Source organism: Burkholderia sp. Ac-20353 (genome assembly GCF_017104785.1).
In the GTDB taxonomy this organism is placed as follows: Bacteria; Pseudomonadota; Gammaproteobacteria; order Burkholderiales; family Burkholderiaceae; genus Burkholderia.
The window spans coordinates 82,248-96,150 of sequence record NZ_JAAGPL010000011.1; the positions used below are offsets into that span (position 1 = coordinate 82,248).

The 13,903-nt window shown below is 63.8% G+C and carries 15 protein-coding genes; 10 read left to right on the top strand and 5 right to left on the bottom strand.

The features are described from left to right. The 4 genes from G3N94_RS05415 to G3N94_RS05430 all read left to right on the top strand — a co-directional run bounded on the left by G3N94_RS05415 (position 1) and on the right by G3N94_RS05430 (position 2,925). A complete protein-coding gene (locus G3N94_RS05415; RefSeq protein WP_205791068.1) occupies positions 1-594 on the top strand; it encodes a TerD family protein in 594 nt (197 codons plus the stop codon). After that, entirely contained in the window at positions 591-1,769 is a 1,179-nt protein-coding gene (locus G3N94_RS05420) for a TerD family protein (RefSeq protein WP_205791069.1), read from the top strand. The genes G3N94_RS05415 and G3N94_RS05420 overlap by 4 nt, the downstream gene beginning before the upstream one ends. Before the next feature lie 48 nt (positions 1,770-1,817). Continuing rightward, entirely contained in the window at positions 1,818-2,267 is a 450-nt protein-coding gene (locus tag G3N94_RS05425) for a tellurite resistance TerB family protein (protein WP_205791070.1), read from the top strand. Between the two features lie 82 nt (positions 2,268-2,349). Then, entirely contained in the window at positions 2,350-2,925 is a 576-nt protein-coding gene (locus tag G3N94_RS05430) for a TerD family protein (protein ID WP_205791071.1), read from the top strand. A 123-nt stretch (positions 2,926-3,048) separates the two neighbouring features. On the opposite strand, the gene G3N94_RS05435 is transcribed toward G3N94_RS05430, so the two are convergent. Continuing rightward, positions 3,049-3,615, bottom strand: a complete 567-nt coding sequence (locus G3N94_RS05435; RefSeq protein WP_346778651.1) for a LysE family translocator — start codon at positions 3,613-3,615, stop codon at positions 3,049-3,051. After that, positions 3,596-3,757, bottom strand: a complete 162-nt coding sequence (locus G3N94_RS43150; protein ID WP_346778652.1) for a hypothetical protein — start codon at positions 3,755-3,757, stop codon at positions 3,596-3,598. The genes G3N94_RS05435 and G3N94_RS43150 overlap by 20 nt, the downstream gene beginning before the upstream one ends. A gap of 187 nt (positions 3,758-3,944) precedes the next feature. Here G3N94_RS43150 and G3N94_RS05440 point away from each other — a divergent pair, with 187 nt between their 5' ends. The 5 genes from G3N94_RS05440 to G3N94_RS05460 all read left to right on the top strand — a co-directional run bounded on the left by G3N94_RS05440 (position 3,945) and on the right by G3N94_RS05460 (position 10,042). Then, positions 3,945-5,102 (top strand): M20 aminoacylase family protein, encoded by a 1,158-nt coding sequence (locus G3N94_RS05440; protein WP_205791073.1) that lies wholly within the window; start codon positions 3,945-3,947, stop codon positions 5,100-5,102. Positions 5,103-5,171: 69 nt separating this feature from the next. Beyond that, a complete protein-coding gene (gene actP / locus G3N94_RS05445; protein ID WP_205791074.1) occupies positions 5,172-6,851 on the top strand; it encodes a cation acetate symporter in 1,680 nt (559 codons plus the stop codon). Between the two features lie 14 nt (positions 6,852-6,865). Further along, positions 6,866-7,201, top strand: coding sequence for a DUF485 domain-containing protein (locus tag G3N94_RS05450; protein WP_205791075.1), 336 nt, complete (start codon positions 6,866-6,868; stop codon positions 7,199-7,201). A 704-nt stretch (positions 7,202-7,905) separates the two neighbouring features. Continuing rightward, entirely contained in the window at positions 7,906-8,949 is a 1,044-nt protein-coding gene (locus G3N94_RS05455) for a porin (protein ID WP_205791076.1), read from the top strand. Between the two features lie 175 nt (positions 8,950-9,124). Beyond that, positions 9,125-10,042, top strand: a complete 918-nt coding sequence (locus G3N94_RS05460) for a LysR family transcriptional regulator (RefSeq protein WP_205791077.1) — start codon at positions 9,125-9,127, stop codon at positions 10,040-10,042. Positions 10,043-10,173: 131 nt separating this feature from the next. Here the strand turns inward: G3N94_RS05460 and G3N94_RS05465 are convergent, their stop codons facing one another. Together G3N94_RS05465 and G3N94_RS05470 are read right to left on the bottom strand one after the other, a co-directional pair. After that, the gene (locus tag G3N94_RS05465) at positions 10,174-11,121 is read right to left on the bottom strand and encodes an aldo/keto reductase (RefSeq protein ID WP_205791078.1); all 948 of its coding nucleotides are present in this window, start codon (positions 11,119-11,121) and stop codon (positions 10,174-10,176) included. Between the two features lie 241 nt (positions 11,122-11,362). Continuing rightward, on the bottom strand, positions 11,363-11,983 hold the full coding sequence (locus tag G3N94_RS05470; protein ID WP_205791079.1) for a LysE/ArgO family amino acid transporter: 621 nt from the start codon (positions 11,981-11,983) through the stop codon (positions 11,363-11,365). 101 nt (positions 11,984-12,084) lie between these two features. Here G3N94_RS05470 and G3N94_RS05475 point away from each other — a divergent pair, with 101 nt between their 5' ends. Then, a complete protein-coding gene (locus tag G3N94_RS05475; protein ID WP_205791080.1) occupies positions 12,085-12,978 on the top strand; it encodes a LysR family transcriptional regulator ArgP in 894 nt (297 codons plus the stop codon). Positions 12,979-13,038: 60 nt separating this feature from the next. Here G3N94_RS05475 and fnr read toward each other — a convergent pair whose 3' ends face one another. Beyond that, positions 13,039-13,785 (bottom strand): fumarate/nitrate reduction transcriptional regulator Fnr, encoded by a 747-nt coding sequence (gene fnr / locus G3N94_RS05480; RefSeq protein WP_205791081.1) that lies wholly within the window; start codon positions 13,783-13,785, stop codon positions 13,039-13,041. Between the last annotated feature and the right edge of the window lie 118 nt (positions 13,786-13,903).

A 13,903-nucleotide genomic window follows, 5' to 3' on the forward strand; every position in this document is an offset into this window, starting at 1 on the left:
ATGGCACTCACCCTGAGCAAGAATCAGAGCATCTCGCTGGAGAAAACGGCCGGCACTGGCCTGAGCAACGTCAGCCTGGGACTGGGCTGGGATCCGGTGAAGCCCAGCGGCTTCCTCTCCAGGCTGCTGGGCAGCGGCAGCGACTCGATCGACCTCGATGCGTCGTGCATCGTGCTGGATGGCGACTACGCGCCGATCGATGTCGTCTGGTTCCGCCAGCTGGCTTCGAAGGATGGCTCGATCGAACACTCGGGCGACAACCTGACCGGCGAAGGCGATGGCGATGACGAAACCATCTACGTGGACCTGCAGCGCCTGCCGGCCATGGCGACGCATCTGGTCTTCACCGTGAACAGCTTCCGCGGCCAGACCTTCGATCAGGTCGAAAACGCGTACTGCCGCATCCTGAACGAATCCAGCAACGCGGAGCTCGCGCGCTTCAACCTCGCCGAGAAAGGCGGCCACACCGGCGTGGTGATGGCCAGCCTGAGCCGTGGGAACAGCGGCTGGGAGTTCAAGGCGATCGGCCAGTCGACCAACGGCCGCACCGCCGAAGATCTCGTCAACCTGGCTATCCAGGCGGTGCGTGCATGACCGCGCTGCTGCCTGGCGGCAATGCGCCGGTCGCCACCGGCCAGCTTCGCGTCGACATCAACTACACGCCGATCCCGGGCGCCGATATCGACATCTCCGCATTCGCGCTGGCCGCCACTGGCAAGGTTCGTGGTGACGGCGACATGTGCTTCTACGGCCAGACCCGCATCCTGGGTGGTGCCGTCGAGCTGACCGGCAGTTCGTCAGGTCGCGCCGGATTCACGCTGGAGCTCGGGCGTCTCGACCCTGCAGTCGAGAAGGTGGCGTTGACCGCAACCATCTACGAGAACAAGGCCTCGTTCGACCGCGTGTCGACCCTGGCGATGAGCGTCACCGGCGGCATCGAGGCCCAGATTCCGACGCGCGGCATGAACGAGACCGCGCTGATCCTCGGCGAGTTCTATCTGCGTCAGGGCGCGTGGAAGTTCCGCTGCGTGGGTCAAGGCTTCGCGGGCGGTCTGGAGCCGCTGGCAAAGCACTTCGGTGTCGACATTGCCGCGCCGACGCCGGCCCCTGCTGCTGCGCCGGCTTCGGCACCGGTGCCTCCGGCATCGCCGAAATCGACGGTAAGCCTGAGCAAGGTCACGCTGGACAAGACGCGCTCCAGCATCAGCCTCGACAAGCCGGTGGCCGGCTTCGGCGAGATCAAGGTGAACCTGAACTGGAACCGCGGCAGCGGCAGCGGTCTGCTGGGCGGCATCTTCGGCAAGAGCAACACCATCGACCTCGACGTGGGCTGCCTGTTCGAACTGCAGGATGGCGACAAGAGTGTGATCCAGGCACTCGGCAACTGTTTCGGCGACCTGAATGACGAGCCCTACATCCAGCTCATGGGTGACGACCGCACCGGCTCCGTCGCGGGCGGCGAATGGCTGCACATCAACGGCAGGCATTGGAGCGAGATCAAGCGTGTGCTGATCTTTGCCTTCATCTACGAAGGCGCCCCCAACTGGAAGGCGACCGACGGCGTGGTGACCATTTTCGTTCCCGGCCAGCCCGAGATCGAAGTGCGATTGAACGAGGAAGGTGGCCGCTACGGGATGTGCGCGATCGCGATGCTTGAAAACGTGGGCGGCGCGGTCAAGGTCACCCGCCGAGTCGACTTTCACCGTGGGCATCAGGAGATGGACCGTGCGTACGGATGGGGGATGAGCTGGCGCGCCGGCTCCAAGTAACGATCTATCCGGCGGGGCCGACGCGCCCCGCCCAACGAGGAGGAAATCATGCTCGAGTGGCTGAAAACCAACGCGGCAAAAGCACGCGAAACCTTGACGACGGAAGTCGCCAAGTTCAAGAACCGGACCTTCATGGAAGCGCTAGCCAATGGCTGCGCGCTCATCGCCGCGGCCGACGGCGTGGTCCAGTCCGAGGAGAAGATGAAGATGGTCGGCTTCATCAACCACTCGCCGGAACTGAAGGTCTTCAACCTGACCGATGTGATCAAGGTCTTCACCGACGCGTGCGCGAAGTTCGAATTCGACTTTCAGGTCGGACAGGCCGAGGCGCTGAAGACCATCAGCAAGATCAAGGGCAAGGACGGCGAAGCGCGCCTGCTGGTGCGGGTGTGCATTGCCATCGGCGGCTCGGACGGCAATTTCGATGACAAGGAGAAGGCCGCCTGTCGCCTGATCTGTCAGGAGCTGGGCCTGAACCCGGCGGACTTCGAACTCTGACTGACTCAAATGTGGCGTCGATCGACATCATCAGCGTCGACCGACAACCCGTAACCCGTAGCAACCACAAGGAGCTGTACTCATGGCACTGACTCTTCAAAAAGGCGGCAACCTCTCCCTGTCCAAAGAAGCCCCCGGCCTGACCAGGATCCTGGTCGGCCTGGGCTGGGACCCGCGCGCGACCGACGGCACCGAGTTCGACCTGGACGCCAGCGCGTTCCTGCTGGGTGCCAGCGGCAAGGTTCGCGGCGATGCCGACTTCATCTTCTATAACCAGCTGAAGAGCGCGGACGGCTCCGTCGAGCACGCCGGCGACAACCGCACCGGTGCCGGCGACGGCGACGACGAGGTGATCAAGGTCGACCTGAGCCGCGTGCCGGCCGACATCGACAAGATTGCGTTCACCGTCACCATCCACGACGCCGACGCGCGCAAGCAGAACTTCGGCCAGGTCAGCAACTCGTTCATCCGCATCGTCAACGAGACCAACAGCGCGGAGATCGTCCGCTACGACCTCGCCGAAGACGCATCGACCGAAACCGCGATGATCTTCGCGGAGCTGTACCGCCACAACAACGAGTGGAAGTTCCGCGCGGTCGGCCAAGGCTACGCCGGCGGCCTGCGCGCGGTGGCCAATGGTTACGGCATGAGCTTCTGATTGCCCACTTTGGAGAAAGCCCCGCCGGTCTGAGCTGCCCACGCAAAGCGGAGCAGTTCCAACGGCCGGGGCTGACCGGGCTGAGTTCCGTCTTGCACGGGACTCAGCCCTTTTCGTTTTGGCCTAGCTTCCCGCGTTACGCCGATACAGGCTGAGTGCAACGGCCAACCCGGCCAGCATCCCGGCACAGCCTCGATTCAGCCACTGCAGCGCTCGCCCGGACAACACTTTCATCGCATGATGGCCGCCGATCGCGTAGACGCTCATCAGCGCGATGTCGATGAGCGCCGTCACGATCGCGAGCGTGACGTATTGGCGCGTGACGTCGGTCTGGGTCTGAATGAACTGCGGCAAGAAGGCGGAAAAGAACAGCAGTCCTTTGGGATTGGACAGCGCGACCAATAGCGAACGCCGGAATGCGGACCAGCCGTCGTACGCGGTGTTGGTCTCCGTCATGTCGGTGGGGGAGAGCATCGCGGGAGCGCGCCAAAGTGCCCATGCGAGATACAGCAGATAGGCGGCGCCGATCCATTTCACCGCGGCGAACAATTGCTCCGATGCTTGCAGAATCGCACCCAATCCGCATCCCACTGCGCCGATCAGAATGAGATCGGACAATGCGGCGCCGGCAATTCCGTAGGCTGCGACACGCAAGCCGCGCGTCGCGCCGTTATTCAGCGCCAGCAGCATCGTCGGACCCGGCGTGATGGTGACGACCGAGACCGCGACCACGTATAGCAGCAGTGTCGTTGAATTCAATTCCAGGCTCCAAAGCGGATTGGCGGATGTCATTCAGCAGATTCGACAGAGGAATATTGTCGTCGAATTTCACGTTCTCGTGGTCGGCCACGTTCACGCAGTGGCGCGTGCCTATGCACTCCCTACATAGGGAACGCCGGAACTTTGCATTGGACGGCTCATTTTGCGATTTCTAGAATCGGGCGAATGTTGAACCCTGTTCGAAGGGTTCGTTTCCCCCGCCGCGCTTGCTGCGCGTCAGCAATACCAGGAGTCGCTTCATGCAGATCAGTACGCCCATCGCCGCGCTGTCCCAGGACATGAAAAGCTGGCGCCGACAGATCCACAGTCGCCCGGAAATCGCGTTTCAGGAAACCGGCACCGCTGCGTTCGTCGCGGACTTGCTGCGCTCATTCGGAGTCGACACGCACACCGGCATCGGCCGCACCGGTGTGGTGGGCGTGATCGATGGCGAAGGCGGGCCCGGTCCCACGATTGCGCTGCGCGCCGACATGGACGCGCTGCCGATCCACGAAGAGGGCCGGCCCGTTTATCGCTCGGTCCATCACGGACTGTTTCATGGCTGCGGCCACGACGGACATACCGCGATCCTGCTCGGTGCCGCAAAGCTGCTTGCCGGTCATCGCCGATTCAAAGGGCGGGTCGTGCTGGTATTCCAGCCGGCCGAGGAAATCGTCAAAGGCAGCCAGGCGATGCTCGACGATCAGTTGCTCGAGCGTTTCCCGTTCGACGAAATCTACGGGTTGCACAATCATCCGCAGCTTCAACCGGGGAAAATCGGCGTACGCATCGGTTCGCAGCTTGCCGCAGTGGACTTCTTCTCGATCGAGATTCACGGCACCGGCAGTCACGGCGGGACGCCGCATTGCAGCGTCGATCCGATCGCGATCGGTGCATTGCTGGTGAGCGCATTGCAGACCGTCGTCAGCCGCTCGATCGACCCGCTCGACAGCGCGGTCCTGAGCATCTGCCAGTTCGTTGCGGGCGCGACGGCAAACGTCATTCCGGATCGCGCATCGCTGCAGGGCACCACGCGCGCGCTGTCGCCGATGGCACGCGAACGCGTGCACCGACGTTTGCGCGAAATCTGCGAAGGCGTCGCGCTGTCGCACGGTTGCACGATCGATCTCGACATCTCGCACGGCACGCCGCCGACGATCAACGCGGAAGCCCCGGCGCGGCGCGTCGTGGAGGCGGCTGGCATGATCGTTGGCGCAGAAAACGTGTTGACCGACGTGGAGCCGCTGATGGCGGGCGATGACGTCGCGCGCTTTCTCGAAGCGCGGCCTGGCTGTTATTTCTTCCTCGGGCAGGGCGGGCGCATGTGCCATCACCCCGAATACGACTTCAACGACGACGTGGCGCCGATCGGTGTGGCGATATTCGACGAGATCGTGCGGCTTCGTCTCGGCGTCTGATACCACGGGCACGCGACCGAATCGACGTCGCGCGAACCGAACATTCATAAGAAACTGGAGGAGAACATCATGGGACACGGAACTTTCCGGGTCCGACGGACGCTGGCCGTCCTGTCGAAAGGTGTGAGCGCCGCGCTCGTATCGGGCAGCGCATGCGCGGCCGGCACGGTCTCGAAGGGCGTCGCGAGCGGGTATACGCTTGCGCCGTTTCTGTTTTTCGTCGCGTTGACGCTGGGTATCACGTACTGGGCTTCGCATCGAAACCGTTCGGTATCGCAGTTCTATACGGCAGGCGGCAGCGTCACGCCGCTGCAGAACGGTTTCGCGCTCGCCGGCGACTACATGTCCGCATCGTCGTTCCTCGGCGCGGTCGGCATGATGGCCGGCTCCGGTTACGACTCGATCATTTACGGCGTCGGCACGCTCATCGGTTGGCCGATCCTGTTGTTTCTCGTCGCGGAACCGTTGCGCAATCTCGGACGCTTCACGCTCGCCGACGTCGTCGCGTTCCGTCTGGAAGAGCGTCCGGTGCGGATTCTCGCCGCGGTGAATTCGCTGGTCATCGTGCTGTTCTATCTCGTCATCCAGCTGGTCGGAGCCGGCAAGCTGATCCAGTTGCTGTTCGGCGTGCCGTACATGGTCGCGATGCTGGCGGTCGGCGCACTGGTGCTGGTCTATGTGCTGATCGGCGGCATGCTGGCCACCACCTGGGTGCAGATCGTCAAGGCGGTGCTGATGCTCGTGATCGGCACGTATCTGGCATTCACGGTGCTGCAGGCGACCGGCTTCAGCGCGAACCGGCTGATCGGCGCGGTCGTCCAATCCCATCCGGCCGGCGCGGCGGTGCTTGCGCCGAGCCGGCTCGTCACGGATCCTGTCGACGCCATTTCGCTCGGCATGTCATTGATCTTCGGCATGGTCGGGCTGCCGCATATCCTGAGCCGCCTGTTCACCGTGCGCGACGGCGCCGCAGCCCGGCAATCGGCGTTCTATGCGACCGGCCTCATCGCGTGGTTCTATACCGCGGTCGTCGTGATCGGCGCAGGCGCGATCGTGTTCGTGCTCCGCAATCCCGCGTTCGTTGACCCGGCAACACATGTGCTGATCGGCGGCGGGAACATGACGGCGATGCACCTGAGTCATTACTTCGGCGGCGATGTGTTCCTCGGCATCATGTCTGCCGTTGCGTTCGCCACGATCCTGGCGGTTGTCGCGGGACTGACGATATCCGGCGCGTCGGCGGTCGGGCACGATCTGTACAAGCGAATCGTGTGCCGGGGGCAAGCGGATCCGGCGCGCGAACTGACCGTGTCCCGCTGCGCGACGTTCGTGCTGGTAGCGGCCGGGTTGCTGCTGTCGCACGCCGTGCAGAATCTCAACATCAGCTTTCTGGTCGGACTCGCGTTCTCGATTTCGGCGAGCACCAACTTTCCGATCCTGATGTTGTCGATGTTCTGGCGGCGACTGACGACGCGCGGCGTGCTTGCGGGGGGAATCATCGGACTCGTGTCGTCGGTGGGTCTGCTCGTCGCCGGGCCGACGATCTGGGTGGGTATTCTGAAGCACGACGTGGCGCTCTTTCCGTACGCGAATCCGGCCTTGTTTTCGATGACGCTGGCGTTCGGCACCGCATGGCTCGCGTCGATCACCGATACGTCAGGTCGCGCGGCGGCGGAGCGTGCGCGCTTCGATGCGCAGATGTTCCGCAGTGTGACCGGAATCGGCAGCAGCGCTGCTCAAACTCACTGACCCCCGGAGCAACTATGTCGAACGTCAATCTGACGACGTCCAATCCGGACGGCGTCGCGGCGAACCCGAACGACACGCCGCACACTGCCGATGTCGCTAGCCTGGTGCAGCGCCGGATTCGCTTGAGCCTCGGCATGAGCGTGCTCGTGCTGGTTGCCTACTTTGCTTTCATCCTGGTCATCGCGTTTGCGCCGGGCGTGCTGACGCTGCCTTTCGCCGCAGAGTCGCGCGTAACGGTCGGCATTGTGATCGGCATCGGCTTGTACTGGTTTTGCGCGATCGCGACAGGTGCATACGTGTGGATAGCGGACCGGTGGATCGACCCGCTCGTTCGCCGCGTTGGCCAATGAGCGAACCGGCGGAAAATCCGGATCTGCGGCAATGAATTACGGCGCACGACGGTGCGCTGAATGCTTGCCATTCAGCATGCGTGCGCCTGCGTAGAGACAGTCGGACAGTCGGATACGTGTGTGCAGATCGTCGCCCTTCGCGGTAGTGCGAGGTCAGGCTGAGGGCGAGCGATCTGCGCCCGAACCGTGTCTCCTTGAGCGCGTATCAGTTCTACAGCTGATACGCGCTTTTTTTTCGACGACGAAGTTTGTGTGCCTGACGGAGCCGGACCCACGGCTGAACGCACTGCTTTTTCCGAGGGAACCGGAAAGCGATGTGCTCGTACGCGCACCTCGCGCGGCTTCGCTCTGCTGCTCGGATTCAATGCAGCTCGTGCATAGCCAGTGGGCAAGAATCTCATTGGATCACGCATTTTTAGCTGCTTACGATGCGTCGCAGTATTGAAAATGCACGCAGCGGTTCACTCGCGTCGTGTCAGATGGCGGATCCCATTTGTAATGATTCGATATGCGAATGAATTGGCCGAGCTGCGTTTGATGCTGACGACGCGTCGACGGAAATCGGGAAAGCGCCTCGGTCGCTGGTCCCGACGACACGGCGCCGAACGAAGCAGACGTGTCGACCGAGTGACTGAGTCACCGGTAGTCACCGGTCGCCATGGAACCCAATCAAGAGATGGAACGAGATGAATCATAAAAAATCAATGAGGAGACTGGCAGCGGCTTCGCTGACGCTTGCGTGTGCGATCTGCACGGGCACGGCGCACGCGCAGAGCTCGGTGCTCATGTACGGCATTCTGGATGTCGGCGTGCAGAGCCTGACCAATGCCGGAAAGGACGGCACATCGTCGTTGGGCATGCTGGGCAGCGCATTCTTGCCGTCCCGCTTCGGATTCAAGGGCGACGAGGATCTCGGTGGCGGCTATGGTGCGATCTTTCAGCTCGAGAACGGGTTCGACCTCGGCAAGGGTACGCTCGTGACACCCGGCACGCTGTTCAACCGGCTTTCGAGTGTGGGGATTCGCTCGCCTTATGGCCGGCTGACGTTCGGGCGTCAATACAGCGTGCAGTTCGACAAGACGGTGCTCTACGATCCGACGTATTTCGCCAATGATTCGACGCTTTCGCTGAATCTGATCCCGCTCGCGACACTGCGGCTGAACAATGCGGTGAAGTTCCAGTCGGAGTCGCTTTACGGATTCAATGTCGATGCCGAGTACGGCTTCGGCCAACAACTGCCCGGCAACATGCTGGCCGGCCGTTATGTCGGTGCGGCGCTCGAATATGTCCGAGGAACGTTTGCCGCTCGCGTGCTCTACGAGCAGAGTCGGGGCACGAGCAACGGCGGCATCGATGCGTCCGGACACGCGGACGAGCGTTACAGCGCGGCGCTTCGCTATACGGTGGGCGGCGTTACGCTGTCCGCGGGAGTCACCCGCGTGCTGGGCGACCTGCAACTGACGCCGCGCGGCACGATTTACTGGGGCGGTGCGAAAGGATTCGCGACACCGACGATTCAATGGTACCTGCTGGGCGGCCGTTACGATTTCCAGCGCGCCCCCGAACATCCGACGCTATTCGTCGGTGGTGCGGAGTATCTGCTGTCGAAGGCGACGTTTGTCTATGGTCATGTCGGCACGGTCTGGAACTCAGGCGACAGCGGGTTCGGTGTCAACAGCTATTCAAACGTGGGCCAGCGTGGCAAGAGTCAGGTCGGCGTGAGCGTCGGGATAAACCACAAGTTTTGAGCCGAGCGTCGCGCGCGGGAATTGCGTTTGGAAAGAGGCGGGTTGTCACGCGTGCGGACGCGCGGGCGCGCCGTCGCTGTGACCGCGCCGGATGAGGGGCGGCGCGACTATACTTGGCGTTTGTGGCCGTATGGGCGCTGTCCGTGAACGCGTCGCGTCCTGTCCCGGGTGTCCAATGAATCTCCGCAAACTGCAACACGTCCTCGCGCTCGCCCAGTATCAGAACTTCAGTCGCGCATGCACGGAGGTACATCTGAGTCAATCTGCGCTGTCCCGAAGCATCCAGTCGATCGAAACGGAACTCGGCTTTCCGTTGTTCGACCGCAGTGCGCAACGCATCACGCTGACTCCGCACGGCAAGGTGTTCGTCGATCGCGCGCGCCGGATCGATTTCGAGGTTCGGGAACTGATGCGTGATCTCGCGCTGCTCGAGCGCGGGGAATTCGGTGAGATCTGCATTGGCCTGGGCGCGACACCGGCCGCGTTGCTCAGGCAACCGATCCTGACGTTTGGGGCCGTCAACGCGCCCAACGTGCGAGTGGTGCTCAAACGCGGCAATACCGCGGATCTGCTCGGCATGTTGCTGGCGGAGCGCATCGACATGTTTGTCGGCGACATCGCGTCGCTCGCGCCACAGCCGGAAATCGAGATCACGCCGCTACCCAGATGGCCGGCCGCCTTCTTTTGCGGTCGCGCGCACGCGCTTGGCGGCATGGCACGTGTATCGCCGGAAGCATTGCTGAAGTACCCGGTCGGGTGCACGCATCTGTCGAAGTACGCGCTCGACGATCTTCAGCAGCATCTCGGGTCTCCGATTGCCGATCGCATCAAGCTCCAGAGCGACGATTTCGGGGAACTGGAAGCCGCAGCCGCAGTGAGCGACGTCGTCATTCTCGGTAGCCGTCCTGTTTTCGACGAGGCGGTCCGGGCGGGACGGTTGCATCAGATCCGGCTCGATCCGCCGCTGGCCGGATCCGCACATTTCGGGATCGTGGTGCTCGCGGGCAGGACCCAATCGGTCACGACGTGCAGGATCAACGCGCTGGTGCAGGATGTATTCAACAAGTTCGCGGAAGAATCGCCGACGATCTGAGGCCGCGCGAGCGTCGGTTCGCTGCGCTTCGTCGCAGGATGCGTTGTTCGGTGCGTCGCCTTTTCAGTGACCTGACGCCCACGGGGCGAACCAGCATCATCGACATGCAGGTTCGCGCACCTCTTTCGTATTCAGATCGCGCTGGCTTCGTCGATCCGCAGGATATCGTCCTGGTCCAGCCGGATGCGAATCGCCTCACCCAGCAGCGCGAGTTGCGCGAGCGACGTCGCGCTCGCGATCGGCGCGGTGATCGTCGGCCGCGCGATCTGCCACGCCAGCGCGATCGCGGCGGGCTGCGTACCGTGTTTCGCCGATACGGCGTCGAGCGCGGCCAGGATCCGCAGGCCGCGATCGTCGAGATAGGCGGCAACGCGCTCGCCGCGCACGCTCTTCTTCAGATCGGCCTCGGAACGGTACTTGCCGGACAGGAAGCCGCTCGCGAGCGCATAGTAGTTGACGACGCCGAGCTTCAGGTCACGCACCACCGGCTCGAGGTCGCGCTCGTAGTCCGCGCGATCGTACAGGTTGTATTCGGGCTGGATCACCTGATACGCAGGCAGGCCGTCGCGGCGGCTGATTTCGGCCGCTTCCCGCAGGCGTTGGCCGCTGTAGTTGGATGCGCCGATGATGCGCACCTTGCCCGCATCGATCAGCGTCTGGTACGCGCCGAGCGTTTCTTCCAGCGGCGCCGAGTCGGGCAGGTCGCTATGCGAAAAATAGAGATCGATATAGTCGGTCTGCAGGCGGCGCAGCGAATCGTCGGCCGCTTGCACGATGTTGTCCTTCGACAGGCCCGCACGCGTGCCGAGCAGGCCGACCTTGGTCGAGATCACGACCTGTTCGCGCTTGCCCGAGCGCTTCAGCCACTTGCCGATGATCGTTTCCGATTCGCCGCCGCTGTTGCCGGGCGCCCAGGCCGAATAGATGTCGGCCGTGTCGATGAAATTGATGCCGGTGTCAGCGAGTGCGTCGAGCAGCGAGAACGACGTGTCCTCATCGACGGTCCAGCCGAATACGTTGCCGCCGAATGCGAGCGGCGATACCTGAATGTCCGACGTACCGAGCGTGCGTAGTGCCATCTTTCTCTCCGATATCTGCGGGGTGACGAGATTGACCTGCGGGATCGACTGCGTCGATCGCGGTGACACGGCGGCGTGCGCGGAGCGGTTGCGCGGTTGCCGCGGGGCCCCGGACATTCTCTCCGATCGGCTGGATTCGTGCAGGCGGCGCGAGGCCGGGATGATGGACGACTTGCGGAAGATAACGGACGGCTTGTCCGTTGCGTGGCCCTGCGTGGCCGCTTGTGCGGCCGCCTGTGCGTTACCGCAACTGCACGGCCGCGAGAAACAGCACCATGCTGCCGATCGCGCCGTCCAGCACGCGCCACGCAACGGCCTTGCGGAACCACGGCGCCAGCAGACGCGCGCCGTATCCGAGCCCGAGGAACCACACGACGCTGACCGTCATCGCGCCGATCGCGAACGCGAGCCGCGCACCTTCCGGCTCGCGCGCGCCGGCCGTGCCGATCAGCAGGAACGTGTCGAGATACACGTGCGGATTGAGCCACGTGAACGCGAGCGTCATCAGCACGACCGCGAGCGCGCCTTGCGGCGGCGGCGCGACCGCATCGCCGCGGACGTCGAGCGTTTCATGTCCCGGCTTGAACGCGCGACGCAGCGCGTTGATGCCGAACCACGCGAGATACGCGAGACCGACGTACAGCACTGCGTGGACGAAAGTCGGATAGCGTTCGACGAGCACCGATGCACCGCCGACGCCCGCGCCGATCAGGATCATGTCGGACAGCGCACAGAGCAGCACGATCTTGCCGACGTGCGAGCGCATGATGCCCTGACGCAGCACGAACGCATTCTGCGCGCCGATGGTGACGATGAGCGACGCGCACAGCGCGGCGCCGTGGGAAAAAGCGAGCCAGTTCATAGTAGATGACAGCAGTAGACGAATGAATCGGGTAGCGCTAGTCTGCTGGCATCGCTGAAATAAGAGAAGCTAAATCAGCTAATGTCGATTAAGGAAATCTAATGCTCGACTACGCATTGCTCGATGCGCTCGCGGCGGTGATCCGGCACGGCTCGTTCGAGCGCGCGGCGAAGGAGCTGAACGTCACGCCGTCGGCGGTGTCGCAGCGCGTGAAACTGCTCGAGGAACGGGTCGGCAGCGTGCTCGTGAAGCGCGGGCAGCCGTGTGTCGCAACGACGTCGGGTGCGCTGCTGTGCCGCCACACCGAGCGCGTGCAACTGCTCGAGGCGGAGCTGTCCGGCCGGATACCCGCATTGCCGGGCGCGCTCGCGGCGGACTGGCCGACGCTGCGCGTCGCGGTGAACGACGACAGCGTCGCGACCTGGTTCATCGACGCGGTGGCGCCGTTCTGCGCGGAGCGCGAGACGCTGCTCGACCTCGTGATCGACGACCAGGACCATACGGCGGCGCGGATCCGGGACGGCAGCGTGCAGGGCGCGGTGACCGCGCAGGCGGAGCCGATCCAGGGGTGCCGCTCGACGCGGCTCGGGCGCATCCGCTATCGCGCCGTGTGTTCGCCCGGGTTTCACGCGCGCTATTTCAGCGCGGGGATCAACCGCGATGCGCTGAGCCGCGCGCCGTGCGTGATGTTCAATTCGAAGGACGGATTGCAGGCGCGCTTCATCCGGCGCGTGACGCGCACGGACCTCGATCCGCCGCAGCACTGGATACCGCATGTCGCCGGTTATCTGCGCGCATGCGAGACGGGGTTGGGATGGGGGATGTGTCCCGACCGGATGGTCGAGCGCCAGCTGGCGGCGGGCGAGCTCGTCGACATGTCGGCGGGGCGCACCGTCGACATCGAGCTGTACTGGCAAAGCTGGCGCCTGTCGATCGGCTGGCTCGACGAATTCAGCGCGGCGCTCAAGGCGCGCGCTGCGTTGTTTCTCGATTGACGAGGCCGGCGCGCAGACCGTGCGTGCGCGTCGGCCTGCGTATCCTGCCGATCCTGCCTGTCAGACCTGATGCAGGCCGTCGAAATCGACGATGTGCACGAGGCGGCCGTGCATCTCGATCAGGCCGCGCTTCTGGAACTTCGACAGCGTGCGGCTGACCGTTTCGAGCGTCATGCCGAGGTAGCTGCCGATATCCTCGCGCGTCATCCGCAGGTTGAATTCCGTCGGCGAATAGCCGCGCTTCAGGTAGCGCGCCGACACGTCGAGCAGGAATGCGGCGACCCGCTCTTCGGCGTTCAGCGAGCCGAGCAGCATCGTCTGCGACGTTTCGCGCACGATCTGCTCGCTCATCAGCTTGTGCATCCGCAGCTGCATCGAGCCGGCTTCGGAGCACAGCGACTTGAGCGCGCTGTAGGGAATCACGCAGACGGAGCTGTCTTCGAGCGCGACCGCGGTGCGTGGATGCGAATCGTCGCAGATGCCGTCGAGGCCGAGCGCCTCACCTGCGAGATGCAGGCCGGTGACCTGCTCGCGGCCATCGTGGCGGGTTGCGACGGTCTTCAGCGAGCCCGAACGCACCGCATACAGGTTGTCGAAGGCGTCGCCTTCGCGGAACAGCGCTTCGCCGCGCTTCACCGCGCGCGCGGCGCAGATCACCGCTTCGAGGCGGCTCAGCGCTTCGGGCGCCAGGCCTTGAGGCATGCACAGGTGGCGCATCGCGCACGACGAGCAATGCGAAGCCTGGCGGGGGGCCCAACTTCCGACGTGGGGCGTGGCAGCAGCGCGCGTGGCGACGGGCGTCAACATGATCGTGTTCTCCGGCGTTGAATCGACGGAATCATTGTCCCACCGCAATCTGTGCTTGTCGGGTGACAAAACGTCGCGACTCGCCGCGCGGGGTTGCCGCAGCCCGTCACCGCCTGCC